The following is a 25,294-nucleotide window of genomic DNA, read 5'->3' on the forward strand; positions in this document are numbered from 1 at the left end:
TGTCAGAACACCCTCTATATGACAGCCACATGACGAGCCGTCACGAAAACTGTCACAATCCCAGGATCGCGCGCACCTGACGCCCCAAGCGAGGCGCTCGACGAGGCGTGATCTCGCATGCTCCTCATCTGTGGAACAGGGGCATGCGAAGCAGTTCTGCGCGCGGATCGGGCTCGGGGGCGAAGATCGCGACGGCCGCCGGATGAACCTTGAAATGGGCTGGCGTCGCCGTGACGATCTCGCCATCGGTGTTCACCGGCATGGGGCGCCTGGTCTCGATGTCGAACTCGACGCAGCGCGCGGTACGGACCTCGCGCCAGGCGCCGTGGGTGCCGGACCGGAACGAACGCAGCATGAGCGCGAGCTTCCAGAGATTCGTGAGTTCGAGGCTGTAGAGGTCGAGATGGCCGTCATCGATCTCGGCGTCGTCCCGGACGACGTTGCCGCCGCCATAATGCCGGCCGTTGCCGATCGCGATCTGGAAAGTGTCGACCTCGGCGGTGCGGCCCTTCTCCGTGATTTTCGCGTGGAAGCGCGAGGCCTTCGTCAGCACCTTCGTCGCCGCCAGCGCATAGCCGAGGCGCCCGAAGCGCTTCTTCAATGTCGGATCGAGCCCCTGCGCGAGCTCGCTGCTCAGGCCGATGCTGGCGACGTTGAAGAAGGCGTGGCCGTTCACCGTCCCCATGTCGACACGCCGCGAATGACCATCGGCGATCACCTTGGCCGCTTCCGTCAGATCCATCGGGATCGCGAGCGTCCGGGCCAGGTCGTTCGCCGTTCCCATGGGCATGATGCCGAGAGGCAGGCCGCTTTCCATCACCGCTAGCGCCCCGGATGAAATCGACCCGTCCCCGCCGCAGATCACGATCAGGTCGGCCATGCTGCGCAGCCGCACGATGTCGCGCGCGATCTCCGGCAGGGCCTCGAACGTCTCGATCGTGACATCGATCCCGCCCTGCGCCAGCTGCTGCAGGGGGCCATCGAGCGCCTCCTGCCCGCGCCGCGCCTTGGGGTTGCGCAACACCAGGGCGCGCTTGCGATCGGACTGCTTCATGGGGGGAACTGTTCTCGTAGAGGGATAGACGGGCTCACTTGGGAGCAGGAGCGCGCGCTTTCAACCGCGCCGGCCGCGGTCTGTTCCGGCTCCCGTCGCCTCAACGCGAAGCCTTGCCCATCGATCGCCGGCACGTCTCCTGAACGGAAGGCCCGCTCACCCTCCCTGCGAGCACGGGGGTGAACGGGCCATCGACGTCGGGGCCTGCTTATTGCCTGGCCTCGATGATCAGGTTGAACGGCGTCGTGCCGGCCCTTCGCACGCTGCCGAACCCCGCCGATGTGAGAAGCGTCTCGAGCTGCTGCGGGCCGGCCTGCGCGCCGAGCACGTGCGTCCCCTTCTCGGAGATCGCGTGAGCGCAGCACATCGTCGTCGACCCGGCATAATAGAGCCGGCCGATGGGGTTGATGTTCTCCTCGACGCGGTCGCCGGCGAAGGGCTCGATCAGCATCAGCGTGCCATCCTCCGCCATGGCCGAGGATGCATAGCGCGCCGCCTCGACCGGCCGGCCCATGTCGTGCAGGCAGTCGAAGAAGCAGACGAGATCGTAGCCGCGCCGCTCATAGCCGTCGGCCTTGGCGATCTCGAACTGCACCCGATCCTCGACCCCTGCCGCCTTCGCGACGCGGCGCGCGATGTCGATGGATTCCTCGTGCGTATCGAAGCCCCAGAAGCGGCTTTCCGGGAAAGCCTTGGCCATCAGCACGGTCGAGTGCCCGTGGCCGCAGCCGACGTCGGCGACGCTCGCCCCCTTCTCGAGCTTGTCCGTCACCCCGTCGAGCATCGGCAGCCACGCATCGATCAGGCTGGCGCTACAGGCATTCCGGTAGAACGCCGCGATCCCGCAGAACAGCCGCTCGTCATGCTCGCCCCAGCTCACGCCCTTGCCGGATCGGAAGGCGGCAAGCGTCTTGGGCTCGTCCGCCCACATCGAGGCGACGATCTGCCAGGCATAGGGCAGGAAGACCGGGCTCAGCTCGTTCGCCAGCACCGCCTCCTGCTCCGGCGACAATTCATAGGTCCGGGACAGCGGATGATAATCGAGATAGCCGCCGGCCACCTGCGAGTTCAGCCATTCGCGGACATAGCGCTCGGCGCAGCCGCTGCGCCGGGCCAGCTCCTGCGAGCTCAGCGGCCCCGCACCCGCCATGGCCTTGTAGAGTCCGAGCTTGTCGCCGAGCGCGACCATCACGCCGCCATATCCCGCCGAGATCTCCGTGATCAGACGCCCGACAAGCGCGTCGAGTTTCTCCTGATTGACCGCCATCTTTCGCTCTTTCCTTGCATTCCCGCGCCCCTTGCGCGGAGATGGCGGCAGGATGGCGAGCGGCCGCCCGGCCCGGCAGTGCGAGTTCGGCCAGGGACGGTCCGTTCGTGCCAGGAGGTCCAGAAATGTCGGCGACGACACGGCCGCTGCATGTCAGCCTCGTCGCGATCCCGGATGCGGTCATCTCGACGCTGAGCGGCATCTACGACGTACTCGGCTCCTTCCGCATGCTCGGCCAGATCGAGCCGGCATTGCCGACGCAGGCCCCCTTCACGGTCGAGATCGTCGCGGCCGAGCGCGGCGCCGTGCAGCTCGCCAGCGGCCTGCCTGTCGAGGCGCATCGCGCGGTCTCCGAGGTCGGCAGGACGGACATCGTGATCGTGCCCTCGATCCTGCTCGGGCCGGATGGCTGGAAGACCGGCCGCTATCCGCAGCTCATCGATTGGGCGCGGCGCATGCATGCCGATGGCGCGCTGCTCTGCTCGGCCTGCTCGGGCGTGTTCCTGCTGGCCGAGACCGGGCTGTTCGACGATCAGGACACGACCGTCCATTGGGCCTATGCCGAGGCCTTCGCCCGCGCCTTCCCGCGCGTGCCACTGAGTCCGGAGCGCGTGCTGATGGTCTCAGGACCGCGCGAGGAGCTCGTCACCTCCGGCGCCTCGATGACCTGGCATGACCTGGTGCTCTATCTCATCGTCCGCCATGTCGGCGCGACGGCGGCCCAGACCGTGGCGCGCTCATTCGCGCTGCAATGGCACCATGACGGGCTCGCGCCCTACATCGTCTTCCAGGGCCGGACCGACCATGGCGACGCCGTGGTCGCGGAAACGCAGAGCTGGCTGGCGAGCCACTTCGCCGTCGCCAGCCCCATCGAGGAGATGGTGCGCCGTTCCGGCCTCGCCGAGCGCACCTTCAAGCGCCGCTTCACCGAGGCGACCGGCTTCTCGCCCATCGACTACGTCCAGCGCCTCAGGATCGAGGACGCCAAGCGCCGCCTTGAACGGACGGACGCCTCCGCCGACGACGTCAGCTGGAAGGTCGGCTATGAGGACGCTGCCTTCTTCCGCCGCCTGTTCAAGCGCGTAACCGGCATGACGCCGGGCGCTTATCGCCGGCGCTTCCAGGTGCCCGCCTTCGCACGCTCGAAGACTTAGCGGCCGCCATGGCGCAGGCGACCTGTGCCGGGCGCCCTAGCCGGCGCGGCCGGCCGCCTCGAAGCGCGGCAGGATCGCCTTGAAGGTCGCGCCCTCCCCCGGCTTGCTCTCGATGGTGAGGCGCCCGCGATGGCGCAGCACGATGTGCTTGACGATGGCGAGGCCGAGCCCTGTTCCGCCGGCCTCGCGGCTCGCGGCGGTGTCGACGCGGTAGAAGCGTTCCGTCAGACGCGGCAGATGCTCGGGCGCGATGCCCGGCCCGTCGTCGCGGACCTGGAAGCTGGCCTCGGTCTCGCTCGCCTCGACGTTGATCCTCACCTCGCCGCTCTGCTTGCCGTATTTGATCGCGTTCTCGACGAGGTTCTCCATCAGCCGCAGCAATTCGTCGCGATCGCCCGGCACCTGCAGCGGCTCGCGTGGCGTGTTGAGCGTCAGCGTCACCTCTCGCTCCCGCGCCAGCAGGGCGAGCGAGTCGATGATCTCGCGCGCGATCCCGGCGAGATCGACCGGCGTGTCGGGCGCGACATGGGCGCGCTGCTCGATGCGCGAGAGCGAGAGCAGGTCGTCGACGAGGCGGGCCATGCGCAGCCCCTGCTCGCGCATGATCCCGAGGAAGCGCTCGCGTGCCTTCTCGTCGTTGCGCGCCGGCCCCTGCAGCGTCTCGACGAAGCCGAGCAGCGAGGCCAGCGGCGTGCGCAGCTCATGGCTGGCATTGGCGACGAAGTCGACGCGCATGCGCTCGATGACGCGCTGCTCGCTCAGATCCTGGAAGGTCAGGAGCGTCGCGCGCCGGCGCCCGCCCTCCAGTGCCGCGATATGGATGCGGTAGGCGCGCTCGAACGGCACGCGCTCGACGAGCTCGACCGTCCTGGCGACACCCTCCTGCGCCACCTGGTCGATGGCGTCGTTGAGGTCCGGGTCCCGCAGCACCATCGCCAGCAGCTTGCCGGTCTCCAGCCCCGGGATCAGCGCCCGCATCGCCGGGCTCAGCGCCAGCGCGACGCCTTGCTCGTCGAGCAGGACGACGGGCGCGCCCAGCGCCTCGATCAGGCTGCGGGTCGTTGTGCCTTCGGGAGAGATCGTGTCGACCATGGCAGGCCCTGGCGGTCTGCCGGCATCGGCCGGCTCGGCGCCCTTCTGGGCGGAACTCGCAGGGGCGTCAATTCCCTTCCGTGACATCGCCGGCTAGAGTCTGGCAAAAGGAGACACCGATGGCCAAGGCGGACGCGAAAGCCGGCAAGAGGTCCGCGAAGGCAGCGGAACGCGCGAAGGCGAAATCGAAGCCGGCCTCGGACGGCGACAGCAGCGCTTACGCAGGCTTCGACATCGAGGCCGAGGAACTGCCGGAGGCCATCGTCGACGCCGCTTATCACAGCGGCGGCTACCCCTATGGCAAGCGGATGAAGCGCAAGCGCTACGAGCGCGAGCTGCTGCCGCTCCAGATCGAGCTGCTCAAGCTGACGCACTGGGCTGTCGAGCATGGCGAGCGGATCGTCATCGTCTTCGAGGGCCGCGACGGTGCCGGCAAGGGCGGCACCATCGCGCGCTTCACCCAGCACCTGCCGCCACGCCAGGCTCATGTCGTCGCCCTGCCCAAGCCCTCCGACACCGAGAAGGGGCAGTGGTATTTCCAGCGCTATGCCGCACAGATGCCGACGGCCGGCCAGATCGTTTTCTTCGATCGCTCCTGGTATAACCGCGCCGGCGTCGAGCGTGTCCTGGGGTTCTGTAAGCCCGAGGAAACCGAGACCTTCCTGCGCGAGGCGCCTGTCTTCGAAGGCATGCTGGCGCGTGACGGTATCCGCCTCGTCAAGCTCTTCATGACGATCGGCCGCGAGATGCAGATGACGCGGCTGCATGCCCGCTGGCACGACCCGCTCAAGCGCTGGAAGCTCTCGCCGATCGACTTCGAGGCCATCCCCCGCTTCGACGATTATTCGCGCGCCTTCGACCAGATGTTCGCCCGCACCTCCTCCGAGGCCGCGCCCTGGTTCATCGTCCGCAGCAACGACAAGCTGCGCGCCCGGCTCAACGCCATCCGGCACGTGCTGCTGGCGATCCCCTACAAGGGCAAGGACGAGGCCGCGATCGGCGCGCTCGACCATGACGTCGTCATTCCGGTCGACCGCTATCTCGACGGTGGCGGCGAGCCGGAGGGCTGACAAGACCGGCCGGCGCGCCCGCTCACTTCCCCATCACCAGATTGGGCAGCCAGGTGGAGAGCGGTGGCCAGAGCGTGATCGCCACCAGCGTCGCGAGCAGTGGGATCAGCCAGGGCATGATCGCCTTCGACATCGCCTCGAAGCTGATATTGGCGATCTTGGCCGTGACGAAGATCACCACCCCCACCGGTGGGTGGATGGTGCCGAGGATGAGGTTGAAGATGAACATCATCCCGAAATGCACCGGGTCGATGCCGTAGCTGTTGGCCGCCGGCACCAGGATCGGGATCAGGATCAGCATGGCGGCAAGCGCTTCCATGAAGCAGCCCACCACGAGCAGCAGGATGTTGCAGACCAGCAGGAAGACCAGCGGGTTCGAGATATTCTCGACGATGGCCGGCGTCAGCGTCTGCGGCACGCGCGAGATCGACATGCACCAGCCGAGCGCGCCCGCCGCCATGACGAGGCACATCACGACGCCAGTCGTCTCCACGGTCTCGACCACGATCTTCGGCAGTTCCGACAGCTTGAAGTCGCGATAGACGAAGAGGCCGAGGATCAGCGCATAGACGGCCGCGACTGCCGCTGCCTCGGTCGGCGTGAAATAGCCGCTCATCATGCCGCCGAACAGGATGACCGGCGCCATCAGCGCCCAGAACGCATCGCGAAAGGCTTTCCAGACCCCCATCAGGCCGGGCCAGGGGTGGCGCGGCAGATTGCGCTTCGCCGCGATGTAGCGGACCATCACCATCATCGCGCCAGCCATGATGATGCCGGGAATGACCCCGGCGAGGAACAGTGCGCCGATCGAGACATCGGCCGAGACGCCGTAAACCACCATCGGCAGCGAGGGCGGGATGATCGGCCCGATCGTCGCGGACGCCGCCGTGATCGCAGCCGCAGTCGGCCGGTCATAGCCCTCGTCGACCATCGCCTTGATCTCGATGGTGCCGACGCCCGCCGCATCCGCCACGGCCGAGCCCGACATGCCGGAGAAGATCACGCTCGCAATGATGTTGGCGTGGCAGAGCCCGCCGCGCATCCAGCCGACCACAGCCGTGGCGAAGGCGAAGATCTTCTCGGTGATGCCGGCCGAATTCAGGATGTTGCCCATCAGGATGAACAGCGGCGCCGCCAGTAGCGGAAAGGAATTGGCCGTCTGGGCGATCTTCTGCGGGACGATGGAGAGCGAGAGATCGGCCAGTGCGACGAAGGCAAAGGCGGCGAGCCCCATCGAGGCGAAGAGTGGCATGCCGGCGAGCATGGCCAGGAACCAAACGCCGGTGATCTGGAACATCAGGGTGGTCATTCGATCACCTCGGTCACGATCTCGGGGACGCGCATGCGCCCGGCCAGCGCCTGGGCCGCCTCGGCCAGCGCCTGCAGCGCCACGAAGGCGCCGATGAGGATCAGCGGCAGATAGAGCCAGGCGACCGAGATCGACATCGAGGTCGCCTCGAGGTCGTGGTTGCGCTCCACCAGCTCGGCGCCTTGCCAGATCAGCATCAGGCCGAACAGCGCCACCGCGCCCTGAAGCAGCACTTCGAGGCCGTGGCGGGCGCTCTTCGGCAGCATGTCGGCGAAGAAGGTGATGCGGATATGGACGCGCCGCCGCGAGGCGATGACCCAGCCCAGCGCCGCCGTCCAGACGAGCAGGTAGCGCGAAAGCTCGTCGGTCCAGATCAGCGGGTCGTCATAGGCCCGGGTGATCACCCCGAGCATGACGGCGGTGAGCATCGCGAGCAGGACCACGACGGCGAGCGCATCGATGGCGCGGTCGCAGAATCGGACGAGGCGATCAAGCATAAGTATGTTCCGCAAACGGGAGAGGCGGTTGCCGCGGGCACGGCGTGAGGGCGAAGAGGCTCTTCATGCTCGGGCGCGACCCGAGCATCTCGTCGGCGAGATTCTCGGGTCTCCCTGCGGTCGCCCGAGAATGACAGCGCGCCAGCGTCAGTCTCAGAGCGACTGGATGCGCTCCCAGAGGCCCTTGCCCCATTTGCTCTCGAACTTGGCCGGCAGCGACGCCAGCACCGGCTTCCGGAAGCTTTCGAGATCAGGCGTGATCACCGTCATGCCGGCCTTGCCGAGCGTATCGGCGAGCCCGCTCTCCTGGGTGATGATCTCCTTGTCCTGCCAGGCGGCCGAGGCGTCGACTGCGGCCTTGACCGCGGCCTGGTCAGCGGCGGAGAGCTTCTTCCAGGCCGCCTCGTTCACGATGACGAGCCGCGGCGTGATAATGTGGGCGCTGAGGATCAGGTATTTCTGCACCTCGCCGAGCTTTGCCGAGGCGATGGTCGGCAGCGGATTCTCCTGCCCGTCCACCGCGCCTTGCGACAGGGCGAGATAAAGCTCGGAGAAATTCAGCGGCGTCGGCCGCGCGCCCCAGGCTTCCGCCATGGCCTTGAAGGTGTCGACCTCCGGCACGCGCAGCTTGAAGCCCTTCATGTCCTCGGCGGAGCGGATCTCCTTCTTGCCGCTGGTGATGTGGCGCACGCCGTAATAGTTGACGCCGATCACGCGCATGCCGCGCTTCTCGACGAGCGCCTTGTTGAGTTCGTCCATCAACGGCGAGGAGAGTGCCCGCGTCATATGCGCCGGGTCGCGCCAGATATAGGGCGCCTCGATGATCGAGAGCTGCGGCACGAACTGCCCGAGCTGCGCCGCCCCCTCCGTCACCATCGTCAGCGCGCCGGAGGCCACAGCCTCGACCATGTCGCGCGAGGAACCGAGCTGCCCGCCGGGAAAGCTCTGGACCTCGATGCGCCCGCCCGTCTTCTCCTTCAGCTCGGCCGCAGCCCGGACTGCCGCCTGCGGCGAGGGATGCGTCACCGGCTGTCCGTCCGCCCAGCGCAGCACCGTCGCTTGCGCCCGCGCGATGGCCGGCATGAACACGGCCGTGCCGAGGGCCGCTGAGCCTTGGATGAAATCTCGCTTCGTCAGTCTCGTCATGATCGTTTCCCTCCCGTTGCGGCCGGTTATTCCGGCTCGTCATGCTGCGGTATTGCTGCGCGAAATCGCGATTCTTATTGCTCTTGCCTCTCGATAATATCGCTTCTCAGTATTGCATCGCCCGTGTGCGGGCATTGCCGATATGGGCGGCCATCGCTTCGGCGGCGCGCGCGGCGTCGCGAGACTCTATGGCGTCGATGATGGCGAGATGGTCCCGCATCACCGGCACGATGATGCTGTTGTGAATGCGCGTCTCGTATTGCCGGATCAGCCTGATCTTGAGCCAGGTCACGCGAAAGGCCTGGCTGACGATGTCGTTGTCGAGGTGATCGATGATCGCCTCGTGCATCAGCCGGTCGACATCCTCCGCGTCCTCGATCAGGCGCTCGTCACCGCCCGCCTCGGCACGCGCGACGATCGCCTCGTGCCGCGCCCGCTGCTCGGCGATCTCCTCGTCGGTGGCATTCTGGGCATAGAGCGCGGTCGCCTCCTTCTCGAGGAAGAGGCGGAACTGGAAGGCGTTGCGGATCAGGTCGAGGTCGACATGGGCGACCTGCATGCCGCGCTGCGGCACGGTCTTGATCAGCCCCTCCGCTTCCAGTCGCGGAATCAGCTCGCGGATGGCGCCGAGCGGGAAGCCCGTCATCGCGACGAGCTCGCGCTGGGTGACGAACTGGCCGGGCTTGATCTCGCGCGCCAGCAGCCGCTCGGTGAAGGAGGCATAGGCACGCTCCCTCAGCTTCAGCGGCTCGCCTTCGCGCGGTTCCTGCTCCGGCTGGCTCACATCCCCTCCTTCAGGCCGTTGTCAGGCGGCCTTGGCTTGCGTGATCGAATCGAAGGCAGCAAAGAGCTGCTTCCGCGTCGCCTCGTCTAGCGCCTCCAGCGGCGCGCGCATCGCGCCATAGCCGGTGTCGCCATGGATATGGCCGGTCAGCGCCTTGACGGCCGCCATCACCGGGTAGGAGCAGATCTCGTCGACCAGCGCGTTCACGACCGCGCTGTCCTTGCCCTCATAGACCATCGGCCGCAGCAGTTCCGGCACCAGATTGGCGACGCCGCAGATCGAGCCCTGCGCGCCGTTGCGCACCGCCTTGGCGAGCTGGCGCTCGTCCCCGACGAGGATGGCGAGTTCGCCATGCGCCTTCAGCAGCGCCTCGGTGTTGGCGTAGCTGCCGGAGGAATCCTTCACGCCGATGACGAGGCCGGGGAAGGCCGTCTTCAGCCGCTGCACCAGCCCGACGCTGATGTCGACCGCCGTCACCGACGGGATGTGGTAGAGCACGACATTGCGTGCGGCAGCGCCCAGCTTCTCGAAGAACTGCGCAAACCAGGCATAGAGCCCTTCGTCGCTGACACCCTTGAAGTAGAAGGGCGGCGCGACCAGCAACCCCTTGGCGCCCGCATCGAGCGCAAGCCGCGCCTGCTCCACCGCCTCGTGCAGCGAGGCGGCTGCGATGCCGGCATAGATCTGCTTGGCCGGATCGACCCCCGCCCCGATCAGGGCGCCCATCATCGCCCCGCGCGCCGGCAAGCCCAACGCCGCGCCCTCGCCCGTCGTGCCGAACAGCGTGACCGAGTCGCAGCCCCGCGAGAGGACATGGCGCGCATGATGGACGAGGCGATGGAGATCGACGCTGCCGCCGGGCCGCATCGGGGTCGTGATCGCGCAGGAGAGGCCGAAGCGGTTCTGATCGAGAGCCATGGTGAGCACTTTCAGGGCTGAACGGTGACTGACATGTTAGAATGAGGATAGAGATACCCGCAAGCGGAACGCCCGCATTTCAGGAGAATTAGCCGTCCTTCAGGCCTCCGGCCGAGAGCCCGGCAACGATCTGGCGCTGTGCGATGACGGTGACCAGCAGCACCGGCAGCGTCACCAGCAGCGCCGCCGCGGCCAGCGGCCCCCAGGAGATCTGCTCGAAGGTCAGCGAATTGTAGACGGCCGAGGGCAGCGTTCGGCTCGCCTTGCCGCCGAGCACCACCGAGAAGATGAAGTTGTTCCAGGAGAAGATGAAGGCGAGGATGCCGCCGACCACGATCCCCGGCTTGGCCAGCGGCAGCGCGACATGGCGGAACGCCTGCCAGCTCGTGGCGCCGTCGATGCGCGAAGCGTCCTCGAGCTCCATGGGAATGTTCTCGAAATACCCGATCATGATCCAGACGATGATCGGGATCGTGATGACGAGATGGGTGATGACGAGCGCCGTAATGGAGCCCACCAGCCCTGTGATCTGAAACAGCAGGAAGAGCGGGATCAGGTAGGACAGCGCCGGCGTCATCCGCGCCACCAGGATCAGGATCGCGAATTTGTGCGCCTTGCCGCGTGCGATGCCATAGCCCGCCGGCACGCCGACCAGCAGGCCGAGCAGCACGGCGCCGCCGGTGACGAGGATCGAGTTCCAGAGATAGAGCCCGAAATTGTTCTGCGCGAACACGTCGACATAGTTCTTCAGCGTCGGCGGATCGGGGATGAAGACCGGCGGGAAGGCGGTGTTGTCGAGCTCGTTCTTCAGCGAGAGCGAGATCATCCAGAGGAAGACCAGCACCGCGGGCGAAACCAGCACGAAGACCGAGGCCCAGAAGCCGAGCTTTTTGAGCATGCGGGTCATCACGCGTTCCACTTCGACTTCTGCCGGGCATAGAGCAGCAGCAGCGAGAGCATGATGATGATGACGAAGAAGATCACCACGACGGCCGAGGCGTAACCAATCTTGTAGAACTGGAAGGCCTGCAGATAGAGGAAGATGTTGAGCGTCTCCGACGCCGTGCCCGGCCCGCCCTGCGTGATCACGAAGATCGTGTCGAAGGCCTTCAGCGCATCGATGGTGCGGATCACGATCGCCACCATGATGAAGGGCCAGACCAGCGGCAGCGTGATGTGCCGGAACATGTGCCAGTCATTGGCGCCGTCGATCAGCGCCGATTCATAGGGTTCGCGCGGCAGCCCGGCGAGGCCACCGAGCACGATCAGCATGACCAGCGGCGTCCAGTGCCAGACCTCGACCATGACGAGCGTCGGGATCACCGTGCCGGGATCGTAGACCCAGGCCGAAGGGCCGATGCCGACGAGCGAGAGCAGGTAGTTCAGCACGCCGAGCTGCGGATGGAACATCATCGTCCAGACCAGCGCGACCGCCACCGGCGTCGCCATCATCGGCATGACGAAGATCGTGCGCAGCAGCCCGCGGAACGGGAATTCGCGATGGAACACCAGCGCCGCCGCCGTGCCAAAGACAATGGGGAGCACCACTGCCAGGATGGTGAAATAGGCTGTGTGCCCCATCGACTCGATGAAGCGCCGGTCCTTCACGATCTCCGCGAAGTTGCCCAGGCCGACGAACTCGACGTCGCCGCCGATCTTCCAGTCGTGACCGGACATGTAGAGCGTGAACAGCCAGGGGAAGACGATCACCGCCGCGATCACCAGCACGGCCGGCAGCGAGAACAGCCAATAGCGCGGCGTGAAATCCTGCGAAACCGCAGGAGCCACGGGCGCCTTGGTGGATATGCTGGCAGGTAGGGTCGTGCTGGTCATTTGCTGCGCTTCACTGGAAACCCGCCGTCATGCTCGCCCTTGTGGCGAGCATCCACGTCTTGAACTCAGCCCTCCGGCCAGCAAAGACATGGATGGCCGGGACGAGCCCGACCATGACGCCCTTTGCCGAAGGCCGAGGTCCTTGCCCTCAGCCCTGCTCGCTCTTCGCCAGCACCGGCGCGAAGGTCTCGGTCGCCTTCTTCAGCTCGGTTGCCACATCGGCGCCACCGATCGCATTGGTCAGCCCCACGCCGAAGACGTCGCGGAACTCGGTGACCGGCACGATCTGCGGCAGGCCCGCCCGCGCGATCTTGGCCGAGCCCAGCAGGCACTCGAAATACTGCTTGCCGAACTTCGAACTCGCGATCGTCTCGGTGTCGAGATAGGCCGAGGAGCGGCCCGGCGCGCCCGCGCCGGCCTTGAGCATGGCGATCTGGTTCTTCTTGTTGGTCATGAACTGGATGTAGAGCCAGGCCGCCTCCTTCTTGGAGGAGCCGCGCGAGATGCCCATGCCGTCGGCGAACATGCCGGCATGATGCGCTTTCGGCCCCGGCGGCGTGATGCCGTAACCGACCTTGCCGACGATGCGGGACTTGCTCGGGTCCTCCAGCGGCGTGGCGAAGCCGATACCGTCAAGCCACATGGCAGCTCGGCCCTGCATAAATGTGGTCTGGCACTCGTTCCAGTTGAAGCCGACAGCGCCCTGCGGGCCGGTGTCCTTGTTGAGCTTCTTGTAGAGCTCGCCCGCCCAGATCGCCTCGGGCGTATCGGTAAGCAGCTTGCCCTCCGGCGAGGTCGTCTCCATGCCCTGGCCGAGCAGCAGCGAGGTCCACACCGGCACGTTGGCATTCTTCAGCCCGCGCGAGACGAAGCCGGCGATGCCCTTGGCCGGATCGTGCAGCTTCGCCGCGACGCTCGCCATCTCCTCCATCGTCTTCGGGAAGGCCACGCCCTTCGCCTCGAAGAGCTCCTTGTTGTAGTAGACCATCCAGTAATCGACGAAGAACGGGATCGTATCGAGCGAGCCGTCGGCCTGCCGCGCATAGGCGACCGGGCCAGCGCCGAAATCGGCGAAGTCGAACTCTGGCGCCGTCAGCGAGGCGTTCTTGATGTAGGGGTCGAGGTTCTCGAACCACTTGCCCTTCGCCGCCATGCGCTTCTGCACATGCAGCGAGATGCCGCTCACGTCGAAGCTTGGCTTGCCCGAGGCGAACTCGATCACCGCCTTCTGGCGCTGCTGCTGCTCCGGCACCTGCTCGGCCGAGACCTTGATGCCGGTCAGCTCGGTGAATTCCTTCTCGGCCTGCTGCATCAGGTCCGAACGCGGGTTCTTGACGAGCAGCACGTCGATCGACTGGCCGGCGAAGCGCTTCCAGTTGAAGGCGGCCTGCGCGCGCGCCTCGCCTAGCACGAACGGCGAGGCGATTGCGGCCGCAGCGCCACCGAGCAGCACGCGACGGGTCGGCTTGAGAATCTGATCGGTCATCGGCGTCCTCCCCAGGACATTGCATCGAAAGACGGGGCCAATCGGCCACGGATCTCTTGCCCTTTGCGGGCTTTGGTCGCACGGGTTTGCTCCCGCGATCGAGCCGGACGCTAATCCGCTTTCAAGCCGGTTGCAAGCTAACATGTTGGGGTGCACATAGTGTCTTCACGACCAGCCGGACCGCCCCCTCAGACCTCGCGCGAGAGCCCGCCGTGAAGAGCCCGCCCCGCATCGATTCCCACCAGCATCTCTGGCAGCTCGCCCGCGGCGACTATGGCTGGCTGACGCCCGTGCTCGCCCCCCTCTACCGCGACTTCGGCCCCGACGACCTGAGCCCCCTCCTCGCCCAGAACGACATCGCATCCACCATCCTCGTCCAGGCCGCGCCGACCGAGGCCGAGACGCGCTTCCTGCTCGAAACCGCCGCCGCCACGCCCTTCGTCGCCGGCGTCGTCGGCTGGGCCGATTTCGAGGCGCCGGACGCCGCGGATCGCATCGCCGCGCTGGCAGCCGACCCGCTGCTCGTCGGCTTGCGCCCCATGGTGCAGGACATTCCCGATCCGGACTGGCTCGCCCGGCCCGATCTCGCCCCCGCCTTTGCCGCGCTTGAACGCCACGGCCTCGTCTTCGACGCGCTGGTGAAGCCGCCGCAGATCCCGGCGCTGCTCAGGCTGCTCGACCGCGAAACCGAGCTTCCCGTCGTCATCGACCACGGCGCCAAGCCGGACCTCACCACGGCCGACCTCAATATTTGGCGCGACAGCATCGCGGCGCTGGCCGCCCGGCCGAACACGTCTTGCAAGCTCTCCGGCCTCGTCACCGAGGCCGCCGCCGGCTGGACCGACGCGACGCTCTCGCCGGTCGTCATCCACCTCCTCGCCTGCTTCGGGCCGCAGCGCCTGCTCTGGGGCAGCGACTGGCCCGTGGTGACGCTGCGCGCCTCCTACGAGCGCTGGTTCGAGACGGCCCGCAACCTCACCGCAACGCTCTCCGAGAGCGACCGCGCCGCGATCTTCGGCGGCAATGCCGCCCGCATCTACCTTTCCAAGAGGGGCAGAAGCCCCGCAGCAGGAAAACCGCCATGCTGAAGAACCTCGACACCGTGCTCTCGGCCGACCTGCTCTGGGTGCTCGCCGCGATGGGCCATGGCGACGACCTCGCCCTCGTCGACGCCAACCACCCGGCCGAAACGATCGCGCGCGCCACCACAAGCGGCCGGCTGATCCGCCTGCCGGGGCTGACGCTGGAGCGCGCCGCCCGCGCCATCCTCTCCGTGCTGCCGATCGACGATTTCGAGCCCGATCCGCTGCGGCGCATGGAGGTGGTAGGCGATCCCGCGGCAGTGCCGCCGGTGCAGCGCGCCGTGCAGGCCGAGATCGACGCCGCGCTCGGCCGCCCGACCAAGCTGGCGAGCATCGACCGCTTCGCCTTTTACGACGCCGCCAAGGCGTCTTTCGCGGTCGTGCAGGCCGGCGATCCGCGCCCCTATGGCTGCTTCCTGCTGCGCAAGGGCGTCATCGCCGGCGAGCCGGGCTGAGGCCTTAGCCTCACGCCCCCTTGGCCACGGCCTGCTTCAACCGCGCGACGGCCTCCGCCGCTCCGGACTTCACCGAGACGTCCAGCGTCTCGCCTTCGCGCTCGATCAGCGCGATCAGCGTCTCGGCGGTGATCTCCTCCCGCGCCACGGTGAGCTTCAGCACCGCATTGGCGAGGATGTTGGGCCAGAACGCCGCCCCGCCCTTGGCCAGCCCCTTGGCCTTGCGGCCCTCGAATTCACGGGTGAGCTGTTCGGGGGTCTTCTTGGCCATCAGGTCGGCTCCGTGGATCGCATCTGTCGACGCGGCTTAACCCATCTGCCACCGGTCTCAAACCGCCGGCGCGCAGACAGCGCCGCCTACTTCGCCGTCTGCTTGCGGAATTTCGCCGCGCACTCGATGTAATAATCCCGCCGCACGCGGGGCGGCTTTGAAGCGCGGTGCATATAGAAGTCCCCCGGATTGGCGTATCCCGCCTGCTTCTCCAGGTTCTGGAACAGCAGCAGCCGCTCCCGCTTGGTGAGCTTCTTTCCGTAGTCGATGCCCTTGAGCAGGCCGACGATATAGGCCGCTTGAAAATTCTTCCGCTGCTCCGGGTAGACCGAATTGTAGTCCTTGGAATTATCCGTGAACTGCTCCCGGATGAACGTGATCTTCTCGCCAGCCGCGCCGAGCACAATGCCCTGCGTGATGCCGCTCAGCGCCTTGTCCTTCTTGATCTCGTTGAGCGCGCCCAGATGCGGGCCGCCCAGCGCCAACCCCACCCCGACGATCGCCAGCGCGGGCCCCAGAAGATCCAGCGCCAGCCCGACGGCGCCGAGCTCCACCGCGCCGATCGCGAGCCCGGTCATCAGGAAGTCGGACACGTTCAGCGCGAAGCCGAGATAGTCATAGATCGCGCCGGACTGGTCGGCCGCCTGCAGCGCCTTGCCGAGATCGGTGCCGCTGCCGACATTCTCGTTGAACTCGTCGATGCCGTCCTTGAAGACGATGGGCTTGGGCGTCGGCCGATAGATCCGCCCCGGCTTGTCGCTGGAGCTGAATTCGTAGTTGCGCCGGTCCTTCGTCTCCTTCGTGCAGCCGACATTCCGCTGCAGATACCAGTTCACCTCATCGGGATTGTTCGTCTGGAAATTGAACCAGACCAGATACTCGACATTGATGAACCACCTGGCAGCCAGCGACTTCCAGCTTTCGCCATCCTTGACGTCGTGGGCGATGCCGCCCGGGGGGATATATCCCTTCGGCAGGGGGTGAGGACCGCCTCTGGGAGGCTTCGCGATGGCCATGGCACGGCATCCGTTATGGTTGCGATACGGCGTCTCAAGGCTAAGGCAGGCTTGGGCCCTCGGAAGTGATCCAGCGCACCGTCATCGCGGCGGCAGCGTGCAGCAGGGCAGGCAAGCACTCAGTTGGATTGTTCTACTCCGCTGCCCCCCTGTGACGCATCGTTCGAACCGAGGAGCGAAGGGCCTCGGCGCAGCGGCGCGGCGACGGATAACGCCAACCCCTGACTGCCCCCTCTCCGCCCGAACTGCCCTGCCCACACAGCGGGGCCGCGACAATCGCATTTGCATGGGGCCGCGACGCAGGGCAGGAGCGCCGCTCGAGGCAGGCCTGCGATGCGGCTGCCCATCAGGACCAGACGATGCCCCGCCCTTTCCGCGCCCTCCTCGCCCGCATGCTCCTCGCCGTCTGCGCTGTGCTCCTCCTCGCCGCCCCGGCCGCCGCCCGCATCACCGACCGGGAGCTGAGCTGCGCCGACTGGCTGAAATCCGGCGCGCACCGCAAGAGCGAATACGCCGCCCCTGTCGCGAACAAGATCAGGGCCTTCTGCGCCGCCAATCCGAAGATGAAGGCGATCGACGCCGAGATGACGATGACGGGGGATTGAGGGGCGGGAACCACAACGCCTCTTTCCTTCTCCCGGATGGGAGAAGGTGGCGCGGAGCGCCGGATGAGGGAGTGCCCTTGCTGCAGAAGGCGCAGCGGCGGCCGGCTTGCCCTGACAATCAGCGGCAGTCCCTCATCCCTGCCCTTCTCCCACACGGGAGAAGGGTTCCCCGCGTTTCCCGCGCACGCCCAAACCCCGCCCGCGCTTCCACGCGGCGGCTGTGATCGAGGGGCAGCGGAGCGCCGCGAGGCGCGGTGGATATAGAGCCGCTTCCATTGAGCCAGGAAACGGCGCGGATGGATTGAGCCACCATCCGCACGCCCCGTGGCGCTCCGCTTCCGGCGTTCTTAAGTCTCCGGGCCGCGCTTATACGGCTGGGCAGATCAGGAGATGCGGGCTTGGACGCCAGTTCGGCTCATCGCCTCGTCGCGTCCTCGCTTACGCAATCCGTCACCGGCCGAGCCTTCCAGCGAGCTCCTCGCACAGGGGCCGTAGTACCCCCAGGGCGGTGCCCCGAAGCCTCCCGAGTCTGGCTTGTGAGTCCAGCCGCAGGCGCCGCCCTCGCCCCCACCAACGGCACACCTCCGGATGGCTGCCCCTCGGGGATGAGGTGGGGTGAGGATAAGCGGGTGAGAACGGGCGGGGATAAATTTCGCGCCACCTTTGTCGGCAGGCGCGGGAAACCCCTCTCCCGAATGGGAGAGGGGTAGGGGTGAGGGCCTGCGGTTGCAGATGAGGGCGCGACCTATCCGCCGATCGCCTTGCGAATAGCGGCGATGACGGCATCCCTGTCATCCACGACATCCGCGTTACTGAAGCGCACGACCCTGAACCCGTGCCGCTCAATCTCCGCCGTCCGTGCCTCATCATAGCCCGCCTCCCAACCATGCTGGCGGCCATCGATCTCGACGATCAGCTTTCGATCGATACAGATGAAATCCACCGTGTATCCGAGCAAGGGGACCTGCCGACGGAACTTCAGCCCGTCGAGCCGGCGGTTTCGCAGCAGCGACCACAGCACGTCTTCCGGCTCGGTTGCGCGCTGCCGGAGTTGTCGGGCGAATTGGCACCGCTCGCTTGTCATCGGGAGGATGTCGAGCGCGCTTGCCTTTGTGATCAACGGCGGTCCCTCACCCCTGCCCCTCTCCCATCCGGGAGAGGGGTTCCCCGCGCACCGTCGGCTTCAGCCCGGCATTGGCGAGGATGTTGGCCAGTACGTCGCCCCGCCCTTGGCCTTAGGGCCATCGAGCTCACGGGCGAGGTGTTTGGGGTTTCGCCCGGCGTGGAGATTATCCGTGGATCGCCGATGAACTAATTGGATCAGGCGCCCAGCCTCATCCAAAGTTGGGCCACGGCCATAGTACCAACTAGAACCAAAGCGGCAGGAACATGCCCCGTTATAGACGGCTTGCAGAATCGGGGATATCGCGTAGGTTTAATCGAATTTTAAGTGACAATATTGGGGTTCAGATGGCGCAACTTCCGTACGTAACCTCTCCAGGTAATATCGATAAAGCCTTGAACGGCATTAAATCTGCGGCTGTTCCAGATCGCGTAAGCTTGGATTTCGTAAAAACGATACTGAAAATCCCCGGCGGCTCCGGCGATCAGATGACTAGTTATTTGAAGAAAATTGGATTTGTTAATCCAGACGGCACCCCAAGCGACGCGTATAAAAAATTTAGAAACCCCAGCTTATCGGGGGAAGCCGTAGCATCAGTCATAAAAATTGGATACGCGCCTCTGTATGTTAGAAACGAATACATGCATGAACTAAATGACTCCGCGTTAATCGGATTGATAACGGAAGAAACCGGCCAACCACACGATTCAAATACAGTAAAATTGACTTTTACATGCATTAAACATCTCAAATTTTTCGCAGACTTCAAGAAGAAAGATGTCGCACTGGACCTCCCACAACGCGAAACGGATGTGCAGCCGCTTACCCCGCCGCCTGCTTCAGCGGGTAGGCAACAAGGTACAATTGGGCTAAATTTGGGATACACAATAAATCTAAATCTACCCGCCACGTCCGATCCAGAAGTATTCGATGCTATATTTAAAAGTCTGAAAAGCCACCTTTTGAGCAGCGACGATGCCTAAACGACCTGACGGGTTGATCCGAGCCTTTGGCATGTCAGGCCTGCAGATAGCATCTGGCATGTCGCGCATTGAAAAACAATTCGGAATCGAACTTGGGCACCTCCCAAAAAAAGAAAGAAGTAGAAAAACGACTGAATATGAGCAGTTTGAGGCCTCATTGCGCACAGAATCATTACGCATGTCAGAGTTCTATGAAATATTCTATTGCCTGGAAAACTCAATACGACGCCTAGTCGCTGATATAATTCTGGAGTCCGAGGGCCCCTCTTGGTGGGAAAGTAGCAGAATTGACGAGAAACGCATCAAGGAACCTGTGGCTCAGAGACGAAAGAAAGAAATAGATTCCGGAATAACGCCAAGATCAGACAAATTAATTGACTACACTACATTCGGAGAATTATCACAAATTATAACTGATAACTGGGATTTATTCGAAACGGTCTTTAATTCAAAGGTGGCAGTAAGCAACATATCAAACCAACTTAATCTTTTGAGAGGACCTATTGCGCATTGCAATCCGACCGACGAATTGGAGCAAGAGCGATTAAATCTTGCAGTGAGATCGTGGTTCCGAATTATGTCTTGAGCACCGCGAGCTTGCCGAGCTAACGCCGCTTGACTCCCCACCCCTCCCCATCCTACCCCCATCGACGGGACACGCCCCCCCAACGGGGCGCGCCCATCTGTAAGGATGGAGACATCGATGGCGAATACCGCACCGAGCACGCGCCCGCGCGTGCCTAATTTCTCGTCCGGCCCCTGCGCCAAGCGCCCCGGCTGGAACCTCAAAGCCCTCTCAGACGCCCCGCTCGGCCGCTCGCATCGCGCCAAGATCGGCAAGGACAAGCTCAAGCTCGCGATCGACCTGACGCGCGAGGTTCTGCAGGCCCCGGCCGATTACCGCATCGGCATCGTGCCGGCCTCCGACACCGGCGCCGTCGAGATGGCGCTGTGGTCTCTGCTCGGCGCCCGCGGCGTCGACATGCTCAGCTGGGAGAGCTTCGGCGCCGGCTGGGTCACCGATGTCGTCAAGCAGCTCAAGCTGGCCGATGTCCGCACTTTTGAGGCGCCCTATGGCGAGCTGCCGAACCTGAAGAAGGTCGACACCAAGAACCGCGACGTCGTCTTCACCTGGAACGGCACCACCTCCGGCGTGCGCGTCGTCGACGCCAGCTGGATCGCGGATGACCGCGAGGGGCTGACCATCTGCGACGCCACCTCGGCTGCCTTCGCCCAGCGCCTCGATTGGCAGAAGCTCGATGTCGTCACCTTCTCCTGGCAGAAGGTGCTCGGCGGCGAGGCTGCGCATGGCATGATCGTGCTCTCGCCCCGCGCGGTTGAGCGGCTCCTCACCTACAAGCCGGCCTGGCCGCTGCCGAAGATCTTCCGCATGACCTCGGGCGGCAAGCTGATCGAGGGCATCTTCTCGGGCGAGACGATCAACACGCCCTCCATGCTCGCGGTCGAGGATTATATCGACGCGCTGAACTGGGCGAAGAAGGTCGGCGGGCTCGACGGGCTGGTGAAGCGCGCCGACGGCAATGCCCGCGCCATCGCCAAATTCGTGAAAGAGAACGACTGGATCGACTTCCTGGCCGTGAAGCCGAAGACGCGCTCCAACACGAGCGTGTGTCTGAAGTTCACCGACCCGGCCGTCACCGCCCTGCCAGCGGACGCGCAGGCGGCCTTCGCCAAGCAGGTCGCCTCGATCATCGAGAAGGCCGGCGCGGGCTACGACCTCGGCCATTACCGCGACGCCCCTCCCGGCCTGCGCATCTGGTGCGGCGCGACCGTCCAGTCGCGCGACGTCAAGGCGCTGCTGCCCTGGATCGAATACGCCTTCGCCGAAGCCAAGGCGGGGCTCGGCAAGAAGGCGGCCTGATCAGGCCGTCATGGTCGGGCTTGACCCGACCATCTCTTTCAAGAAGAGGCGCCACTTTGCGCCTTCGCGTCCCGAGATGGCCGGGTCAAGCCCGGCCATGACGCCCTTTCCCTCAGATATGCGCGCCAGACCGCTCCCCGTGCAGCGCGGCGCAGCCGGAGCCATCCCATGACCAAGCCCCGCGTCCTCATCTCCGACGCCCTCTCCCCCGCCGCCGTGCAGATCTTCAAGGATCGCGGCATCGACGTGACGTTCGATCCCAACCTCGGCAAGGACAAGGACAAGCTCGCCGCCATCATCGGCGAGTATGACGGCCTCGCCATCCGCTCCGCCACCAAGGCCACCGCCAAGCTGCTGGAGCAGGCGACGAAGCTGAAGGTCATCGGCCGCGCCGGCATCGGCGTCGACAATGTCGAGATCCCCGCCGCGACCTCGCGCGGCGTGATCGTGATGAACACGCCCTTCGGCAACTCGATCACCACCGCCGAGCATGCCATCGCCATGATGTTCGCGCTCGCCCGCCAGATCCCGGCCGCCGACCTCTCCACCCAGGCCGGCAAGTGGGAGAAGAACCGCTTCATGGGCGTCGAGATCACGGCCAAGACGCTCGGCCTGATCGGCGCCGGCAATATCGGCTCCATCGTCGCCGAGCGCGCCATCGGCCTGAAGATGCGCGTCATCGCCTTCGACCCCTATCTCTCGGCCGAGCGCGCCGTGCAGCTGGGCGTGGAGAAGGTCGAGCTCGACGATCTGCTGAAGCGCGCCGATTTCATCACGCTGCACGTCCCGATGACCGAGAAGACGAAGAACATCCTCTCGGCCGAGAACCTCGCCAAGACCAAGAAGGGCGTGCGCATCATCAACTGCGCCCGCGGCGGCCTCGTCGACGAGCAGGCGCTGGCGGACCTCATCAAGTCCGGCCATGTCGCGGGCGCCGCCTTCGACGTGTTCTCGGTGGAGCCGGCGGAAACAAACCCGCTCTTCGGGCTTGAGAACGTGGTCTGCACGCCGCATCTCGGCGCCTCCACCAACGAGGCGCAGGAGAATGTCGCGCTGCAGGTCGCCGAGCAGATGAGCGACTACCTGCTCAAGGGCGCGATCACCAACGCGGTCAACTTCCCCTCGATCTCGGCCGAGGAAGCGCCCCGCATCAAGCCCTTCGTCGATCTCGCGGAGAAGCTCGGCTCCTTCCTCGGCCAGCTCACCGAGGCGCCGGTCAAGGGCATCCGCATCGAATATGAGGGCGCGGTCGCGAGCCTGAACCTCAAGGCGATCTCGGCCGCCGCGATCACCGGCGTGCTGCGCCCCTTCCTGCCCGAGATCAACATGGTCAATTCGGCCATGGTGGCGAAGGAGAAGGGCATCGTCGTCGAGGAGCTGACCCGCGATGTCGCCGGCAACCTCGAAAGCGTCATCCGCATCGTCGTCGAGGCCGAGGACATGCCGCGCCACGCCTCCGGCACGGTATTCCAGGACGGCAAGCCGCGCATCGTCGAGATCCGCGACATCGCGGTCGATGCCGAGTTCGCGCCGCATATGCTCTATGTCCGCAACGCAGACAAGCCGGGCTTCATCGGCGCCTTCGGCTCGCTGCTGGGCGAGGCTGGCGTCAATGTCGCGACTTTTTCGCTCGGCCGCGACAAGCCGGGCGGCGACGCGATCTGCTACGTCTCCATTGACGAGCCGATCTCGGACGAGCTACTGGCCCGCATCCACGAGATCCCGATGGTCAAGCGGGCTCGGCGTTTGAGGTTCTGACTCCGAAAATGCGTTTCAACACCCTGCGCTCCATCGTCGCCTCCCGCCCGGAGGCGCCGCTGGAGCCGATCAAGTTCGAGGTCCGCCGCGATGAAGCAGCGGACCTCTGGTACGCGGTCGACACCGGCGACCTCGGCATCGTCACGGAAGCCAACACGCTCGAAGAGCTGCGCGAGCGGCTGCAGCAGGCCCTGCCCGAATGCTTCGGCATCGAGGGCTGCCCGGTCGAGCTCGAGCTGTGCGAAGCGGAGGACGAAGCGGGCCCGGAACAGATCGCAGCCGACTGACCCGGGAGCGCTCTCCGGAGCCGGGGCGGGCGCACATCGCCAAGCCGCCCCATCCCTGCCGCAATGCCCGCGTTCCTCTCGGCTCCCTGCCGGAGAGAGCCGTCCATGCCTGCCCGCCTTTGCCTCGCCACCGCCTTCGCCTGCCTCGCCGCCCTGCCCGCCTACGCCGACTGGGACCGTGCGAAACTCGATCAGGGCATCGCCGCCATCGAGCAGAAGTCAAAGGGCCGGCTCGGCGTCGCGCTCCTCGATCTGAAGGATCGCCAGCAATGGTCCCATCGCGGGGCTGAGACCTTCCCGATGCAGAGCGTCTTCAAGCTGCCGCTGGCGGTCGCGGTGCTGCAGGCGGTCGAAGCCGGCAAGTTCAAGCTGGACCAGAAGATCACCGTCACCCGCCGGGACCTCTCGCTCTTCCACAGCCCGCTCGCCAAGGCCTTCAAGGGCGAGCGCAACGAGTATCCGCTGCGCGAGCTGATCCGCCTCGTCGCCGGCGAAAGCGACAACACCGCCGCCGACCTGCTGATGCGCGAGATCGGCGGCCCGCAGGTGGTCACGAAGATGCTGCGCGACGGCGGCATCACCGGCATCTCGGTCGACCGCTATGAGCGCCAGTTCCAGCCCGAGATCTACGGCCTTAAGGGCTTTAGCTGGGACGAGATCGCTGACGAGCAGAAGTTGCGCGCCGATCTGAAGGCGCTTGACCCGCAAAAGCGCATCGCTGCGCTCTCCCAGGCGCTAAAGGACAAGCGCGACGCCGCGACGCCCGAAGCCAGCGCGCTCTTCCTCGAAGGCTGGGCGAAGGGCAACTGGCTGCGCGACCCGGCGCACACAGCCTTCCTCGACAGGATCATCACCGAGACAAAGATCGGCGCCGATCGCATCAAGGCCGGCCTGCCGGAAGGCTCCCGTCTCGCCCATCGCACAGGCGCCGGTCTGACGACGGACGGCATCAACCACGCCACCAATGATATCGGCATCGTCACGCTGCCGAACGGACGCCGCTTCGTCATCGCAATCTATCTGACCGGCTCGCGTGCCGGCGCCCCCGAGCGCGAGGCGGTTCACGCCGCGATGGCCAGGCTTGCGGTCTCGGCGCTGCGCTGATCGCCGTCCCGACAACAGGCGCCACGCGTCATGCTCGCCCTTGTGGCGAGCATCCACGTCTTGAACACGGCCTTCGACCGGCGAAGACGTGGATGGTCGGGACAAGCCCGACCATGACGGACAGGCTCGCCGAGTCCTACCGCCGCCCGAGCCGCTCGGCGATGAAGATGCCGCCGAGCACCAGCGCCAGCGCAACGGCGTGGTAGAGGCCGAAGGGCTCGCCGAGGATCAGCACGGCAAGGATCGGCGCGAAGACCGGCACGAGGTTGACGAACACGCCCGCCCGGCCCGGCCCGATCAGCTCGATCGCCCGCATGAAGGAGAGCTGTGACATAATCGAGGGGCCGATCACGGTGAAGGCGAGAATAGCCCAGCCGGCGAGCGTCGGCATATGGAAGCGGCCGAACGCGATCTCGGCCGCCAGCAGCGGCAGCGAGGACAGGCAGGCGAAGGCGGCGGCGATTGTGAAGAAGACGAGTTGCGGCATCGGCGGCCGGTTGCGGACCGCGACGGTGAAGCCCGCATAGAAGAAGCAGGCGAGGATCATCAGCAGGTCGCCGGGGACGAAGCGCAGCGTCGCGAGCACATCGATATCGCCGCGGCTCGCGGTCACGGCCACGCCGAGCAGGGTGACCAGTACGCCGAGCGCCTGCATCGCGCCGATCGGCGTGCGATAGGCGATGAAGGCGCCAAGCAGCACGAAGATCGGGATCGAGCCCTGCAGAATGCCGAGGTTGATCGCCGAGGTGGAATAGGCCGCGACATACATCAGCGTATTGAAGGCGGTGAAGCCGGTGATGCCGAGCAGGGCGATATAGACCCAATGTGCCTTGATCTGGGGAAGATTTTCCGCGATCTGCCGCCGCAGCAGGATGGGCATGATCAGGCACACGCCGATCCAGCGGAATGCGGTCAGCGCCATCGGCGTGATGTTGTCGACGGCGAGCCGGCTGGCAACGGCGTTGCCGCCCCAGATCAGCGTCGTCACGATCATCAGCAGGTAGGCGTTGTTCCAAGCCGCCCGCGGCCAGCTCAGCGTCGAAGTCCGGTCTGGGTCCACGTTTCCGCCCTGTCGCGAGGAAGGGGCCATGCAATAGCCTTGCGCGGCGCCTGTCTCA

At 65.5% G+C, this 25,294-nt stretch carries 26 protein-coding genes; 11 read left to right on the top strand and 15 right to left on the bottom strand.

Annotated features, from left to right (window positions below; all coding sequences use genetic code 11):
* Positions 1–124: 124 nt before the first annotated feature.
* Positions 125–1,054, bottom strand: coding sequence for a lipid kinase (locus tag BoBH3_RS00785; protein ID WP_262328847.1), 930 nt, complete (start codon positions 1,052–1,054; stop codon positions 125–127).
* A 208-nt stretch (positions 1,055–1,262) separates the two neighbouring features.
* On the bottom strand, positions 1,263–2,321 hold the full coding sequence (locus BoBH3_RS00790) for a class I SAM-dependent methyltransferase (protein ID WP_262328848.1): 1,059 nt from the start codon (positions 2,319–2,321) through the stop codon (positions 1,263–1,265).
* Positions 2,322–2,446: 125 nt separating this feature from the next.
* Here BoBH3_RS00790 and BoBH3_RS00795 point away from each other — a divergent pair, with 125 nt between their 5' ends.
* Positions 2,447–3,475: a GlxA family transcriptional regulator gene (locus tag BoBH3_RS00795; RefSeq protein ID WP_262328849.1), complete on the top strand. Its 1,029-nt coding sequence runs from the start codon at positions 2,447–2,449 to the stop codon at positions 3,473–3,475.
* Between the two features lie 36 nt (positions 3,476–3,511).
* On the opposite strand, the gene BoBH3_RS00800 is transcribed toward BoBH3_RS00795, so the two are convergent.
* Positions 3,512–4,567 (bottom strand): ATP-binding protein, encoded by a 1,056-nt coding sequence (locus tag BoBH3_RS00800; RefSeq protein WP_262328850.1) that lies wholly within the window; start codon positions 4,565–4,567, stop codon positions 3,512–3,514.
* Between the two features lie 119 nt (positions 4,568–4,686).
* Between BoBH3_RS00800 and ppk2 the strand changes: the two genes are divergently transcribed.
* Positions 4,687–5,637 (top strand): polyphosphate kinase 2, encoded by a 951-nt coding sequence (gene ppk2, locus BoBH3_RS00805; protein ID WP_262328851.1) that lies wholly within the window; start codon positions 4,687–4,689, stop codon positions 5,635–5,637.
* Positions 5,638–5,659: 22 nt separating this feature from the next.
* Here the strand turns inward: ppk2 and BoBH3_RS00810 are convergent, their stop codons facing one another.
* The 8 genes from BoBH3_RS00810 to BoBH3_RS00845 all read right to left on the bottom strand — a co-directional run bounded on the left by BoBH3_RS00810 (position 5,660) and on the right by BoBH3_RS00845 (position 13,610).
* Positions 5,660–6,946, bottom strand: coding sequence for a TRAP transporter large permease (locus tag BoBH3_RS00810; protein WP_262328852.1), 1,287 nt, complete (start codon positions 6,944–6,946; stop codon positions 5,660–5,662).
* Positions 6,943–7,443, bottom strand: a complete 501-nt coding sequence (locus BoBH3_RS00815) for a TRAP transporter small permease (protein ID WP_262328853.1) — start codon at positions 7,441–7,443, stop codon at positions 6,943–6,945. Before BoBH3_RS00815 ends, BoBH3_RS00810 begins: the two co-directional genes overlap by 4 nt.
* Positions 7,444–7,596: 153 nt before the next feature.
* Positions 7,597–8,589: a sialic acid TRAP transporter substrate-binding protein SiaP gene (locus BoBH3_RS00820; RefSeq protein WP_262328854.1), complete on the bottom strand. Its 993-nt coding sequence runs from the start codon at positions 8,587–8,589 to the stop codon at positions 7,597–7,599.
* Between the two features lie 106 nt (positions 8,590–8,695).
* Positions 8,696–9,373, bottom strand: coding sequence for a GntR family transcriptional regulator (locus BoBH3_RS00825; protein WP_262328855.1), 678 nt, complete (start codon positions 9,371–9,373; stop codon positions 8,696–8,698).
* Positions 9,374–9,394: 21 nt separating this feature from the next.
* Positions 9,395–10,291 (bottom strand): dihydrodipicolinate synthase family protein, encoded by an 897-nt coding sequence (locus BoBH3_RS00830; RefSeq protein ID WP_262328856.1) that lies wholly within the window; start codon positions 10,289–10,291, stop codon positions 9,395–9,397.
* Between the two features lie 88 nt (positions 10,292–10,379).
* The gene (locus BoBH3_RS00835) at positions 10,380–11,198 is read right to left on the bottom strand and encodes a carbohydrate ABC transporter permease (RefSeq protein ID WP_262328857.1); all 819 of its coding nucleotides are present in this window, start codon (positions 11,196–11,198) and stop codon (positions 10,380–10,382) included.
* The gene (locus BoBH3_RS00840; protein ID WP_262328858.1) at positions 11,198–12,124 is read right to left on the bottom strand and encodes a carbohydrate ABC transporter permease; all 927 of its coding nucleotides are present in this window, start codon (positions 12,122–12,124) and stop codon (positions 11,198–11,200) included. The genes BoBH3_RS00835 and BoBH3_RS00840 overlap by 1 nt, the downstream gene beginning before the upstream one ends.
* 148 nt (positions 12,125–12,272) lie before the next feature.
* On the bottom strand, positions 12,273–13,610 hold the full coding sequence (locus tag BoBH3_RS00845) for an ABC transporter substrate-binding protein (RefSeq protein WP_262328859.1): 1,338 nt from the start codon (positions 13,608–13,610) through the stop codon (positions 12,273–12,275).
* Between the two features lie 212 nt (positions 13,611–13,822).
* Here BoBH3_RS00845 and BoBH3_RS00850 point away from each other — a divergent pair, with 212 nt between their 5' ends.
* Both BoBH3_RS00850 and BoBH3_RS00855 read left to right on the top strand, forming a co-directional pair.
* Positions 13,823–14,698: an amidohydrolase family protein gene (locus BoBH3_RS00850; protein ID WP_262328860.1), complete on the top strand. Its 876-nt coding sequence runs from the start codon at positions 13,823–13,825 to the stop codon at positions 14,696–14,698.
* Complete coding sequence (locus BoBH3_RS00855; protein ID WP_262328861.1) at positions 14,692–15,147, top strand: RbsD/FucU family protein; 456 nt, start codon at positions 14,692–14,694, stop codon at positions 15,145–15,147. The genes BoBH3_RS00850 and BoBH3_RS00855 overlap by 7 nt, the downstream gene beginning before the upstream one ends.
* Before the next feature lie 10 nt (positions 15,148–15,157).
* On the opposite strand, the gene BoBH3_RS00860 is transcribed toward BoBH3_RS00855, so the two are convergent.
* Both BoBH3_RS00860 and BoBH3_RS00865 read right to left on the bottom strand, forming a co-directional pair.
* Positions 15,158–15,418, bottom strand: coding sequence for a hypothetical protein (locus tag BoBH3_RS00860; RefSeq protein WP_262328862.1), 261 nt, complete (start codon positions 15,416–15,418; stop codon positions 15,158–15,160).
* Between the two features lie 86 nt (positions 15,419–15,504).
* The gene (locus tag BoBH3_RS00865) at positions 15,505–16,434 is read right to left on the bottom strand and encodes a hypothetical protein (protein ID WP_262328863.1); all 930 of its coding nucleotides are present in this window, start codon (positions 16,432–16,434) and stop codon (positions 15,505–15,507) included.
* A 359-nt stretch (positions 16,435–16,793) separates the two neighbouring features.
* Between BoBH3_RS00865 and BoBH3_RS00870 the strand changes: the two genes are divergently transcribed.
* On the top strand, positions 16,794–17,039 hold the full coding sequence (locus BoBH3_RS00870) for a hypothetical protein (RefSeq protein WP_262328864.1): 246 nt from the start codon (positions 16,794–16,796) through the stop codon (positions 17,037–17,039).
* A gap of 745 nt (positions 17,040–17,784) precedes the next feature.
* Here BoBH3_RS00870 and BoBH3_RS00875 read toward each other — a convergent pair.
* Positions 17,785–18,159 carry an endonuclease domain-containing protein gene (locus tag BoBH3_RS00875; RefSeq protein WP_262328865.1) on the bottom strand — a complete coding sequence of 125 codons (375 nt, stop codon included), beginning with the start codon at positions 18,157–18,159 and terminating at the stop codon, positions 17,785–17,787.
* A gap of 350 nt (positions 18,160–18,509) precedes the next feature.
* Between BoBH3_RS00875 and BoBH3_RS00880 the strand changes: the two genes are divergently transcribed.
* The 6 genes from BoBH3_RS00880 (at position 18,510) to bla (ending at position 24,176) form a co-directional block, all read left to right on the top strand.
* The gene (locus BoBH3_RS00880; RefSeq protein WP_262328866.1) at positions 18,510–19,145 is read left to right on the top strand and encodes a DUF5343 domain-containing protein; all 636 of its coding nucleotides are present in this window, start codon (positions 18,510–18,512) and stop codon (positions 19,143–19,145) included.
* Positions 19,146–19,176: 31 nt separating this feature from the next.
* Positions 19,177–19,731, top strand: a complete 555-nt coding sequence (locus BoBH3_RS00885) for a Swt1 family HEPN domain-containing protein (RefSeq protein ID WP_262328867.1) — start codon at positions 19,177–19,179, stop codon at positions 19,729–19,731.
* A 117-nt stretch (positions 19,732–19,848) separates the two neighbouring features.
* On the top strand, positions 19,849–21,027 hold the full coding sequence (locus BoBH3_RS00890; protein ID WP_262328868.1) for a phosphoserine transaminase: 1,179 nt from the start codon (positions 19,849–19,851) through the stop codon (positions 21,025–21,027).
* A gap of 168 nt (positions 21,028–21,195) precedes the next feature.
* Entirely contained in the window at positions 21,196–22,785 is a 1,590-nt protein-coding gene (gene serA, locus BoBH3_RS00895; protein ID WP_262328869.1) for a phosphoglycerate dehydrogenase, read from the top strand.
* An 8-nt stretch (positions 22,786–22,793) separates the two neighbouring features.
* Positions 22,794–23,072: a DUF1902 domain-containing protein gene (locus tag BoBH3_RS00900; RefSeq protein ID WP_262328870.1), complete on the top strand. Its 279-nt coding sequence runs from the start codon at positions 22,794–22,796 to the stop codon at positions 23,070–23,072.
* 105 nt (positions 23,073–23,177) lie between these two features.
* The gene (bla, locus tag BoBH3_RS00905; RefSeq protein WP_262328871.1) at positions 23,178–24,176 is read left to right on the top strand and encodes a class A beta-lactamase; all 999 of its coding nucleotides are present in this window, start codon (positions 23,178–23,180) and stop codon (positions 24,174–24,176) included.
* A gap of 136 nt (positions 24,177–24,312) precedes the next feature.
* On the opposite strand, the gene BoBH3_RS00910 is transcribed toward bla, so the two are convergent.
* On the bottom strand, positions 24,313–25,236 hold the full coding sequence (locus BoBH3_RS00910; RefSeq protein ID WP_262328872.1) for a DMT family transporter: 924 nt from the start codon (positions 25,234–25,236) through the stop codon (positions 24,313–24,315).
* Positions 25,237–25,294: the final 58 nt, after the last annotated feature.

Source organism: Allobosea sp. BH3, from assembly GCF_025499465.1.
GTDB lineage: Bacteria > Pseudomonadota > Alphaproteobacteria > Rhizobiales > Beijerinckiaceae > Allobosea.

Bases quoted from the DNA above. Each gene is read 5' to 3' on its own strand.
- BoBH3_RS00900 (WP_262328870.1), top strand. From the start codon at position 22,794: ATGCGTTTCAACACCCTGCGCTCCATCGTCGCCTCCCGCCCGGAGGCG.
- BoBH3_RS00840 (WP_262328858.1), bottom strand. From the start codon at position 12,124: ATGACCAGCACGACCCTACCTGCCAGCATATCCACCAAGGCGCCCGTG.
- BoBH3_RS00870 (WP_262328864.1), top strand. From the start codon at position 16,794: ATGCCCCGCCCTTTCCGCGCCCTCCTCGCCCGCATGCTCCTCGCCGTC.
- BoBH3_RS00845 (WP_262328859.1), bottom strand. From the start codon at position 13,610: ATGACCGATCAGATTCTCAAGCCGACCCGTCGCGTGCTGCTCGGTGGC.
- ppk2 (WP_262328851.1), top strand. From the start codon at position 4,687: ATGGCCAAGGCGGACGCGAAAGCCGGCAAGAGGTCCGCGAAGGCAGCG.
- BoBH3_RS00815 (WP_262328853.1), bottom strand. From the start codon at position 7,443: ATGCTTGATCGCCTCGTCCGATTCTGCGACCGCGCCATCGATGCGCTC.
- BoBH3_RS00800 (WP_262328850.1), bottom strand. From the start codon at position 4,567: ATGGTCGACACGATCTCTCCCGAAGGCACAACGACCCGCAGCCTGATC.
- serA (WP_262328869.1), top strand. From the start codon at position 21,196: ATGACCAAGCCCCGCGTCCTCATCTCCGACGCCCTCTCCCCCGCCGCC.
- BoBH3_RS00830 (WP_262328856.1), bottom strand. From the start codon at position 10,291: ATGGCTCTCGATCAGAACCGCTTCGGCCTCTCCTGCGCGATCACGACC.
- BoBH3_RS00865 (WP_262328863.1), bottom strand. From the start codon at position 16,434: ATGGCCATCGCGAAGCCTCCCAGAGGCGGTCCTCACCCCCTGCCGAAG.
- BoBH3_RS00880 (WP_262328866.1), top strand. From the start codon at position 18,510: ATGGCGCAACTTCCGTACGTAACCTCTCCAGGTAATATCGATAAAGCC.
- BoBH3_RS00820 (WP_262328854.1), bottom strand. From the start codon at position 8,589: ATGACGAGACTGACGAAGCGAGATTTCATCCAAGGCTCAGCGGCCCTC.
- BoBH3_RS00855 (WP_262328861.1), top strand. From the start codon at position 14,692: ATGCTGAAGAACCTCGACACCGTGCTCTCGGCCGACCTGCTCTGGGTG.
- bla (WP_262328871.1), top strand. From the start codon at position 23,178: ATGCCTGCCCGCCTTTGCCTCGCCACCGCCTTCGCCTGCCTCGCCGCC.
- BoBH3_RS00785 (WP_262328847.1), bottom strand. From the start codon at position 1,054: ATGAAGCAGTCCGATCGCAAGCGCGCCCTGGTGTTGCGCAACCCCAAG.
- BoBH3_RS00885 (WP_262328867.1), top strand. From the start codon at position 19,177: ATGTCAGGCCTGCAGATAGCATCTGGCATGTCGCGCATTGAAAAACAA.
- BoBH3_RS00890 (WP_262328868.1), top strand. From the start codon at position 19,849: ATGGCGAATACCGCACCGAGCACGCGCCCGCGCGTGCCTAATTTCTCG.
- BoBH3_RS00860 (WP_262328862.1), bottom strand. From the start codon at position 15,418: ATGGCCAAGAAGACCCCCGAACAGCTCACCCGTGAATTCGAGGGCCGC.
- BoBH3_RS00810 (WP_262328852.1), bottom strand. From the start codon at position 6,946: ATGACCACCCTGATGTTCCAGATCACCGGCGTTTGGTTCCTGGCCATG.
- BoBH3_RS00795 (WP_262328849.1), top strand. From the start codon at position 2,447: ATGTCGGCGACGACACGGCCGCTGCATGTCAGCCTCGTCGCGATCCCG.
- BoBH3_RS00790 (WP_262328848.1), bottom strand. From the start codon at position 2,321: ATGGCGGTCAATCAGGAGAAACTCGACGCGCTTGTCGGGCGTCTGATC.
- BoBH3_RS00835 (WP_262328857.1), bottom strand. From the start codon at position 11,198: ATGACCCGCATGCTCAAAAAGCTCGGCTTCTGGGCCTCGGTCTTCGTG.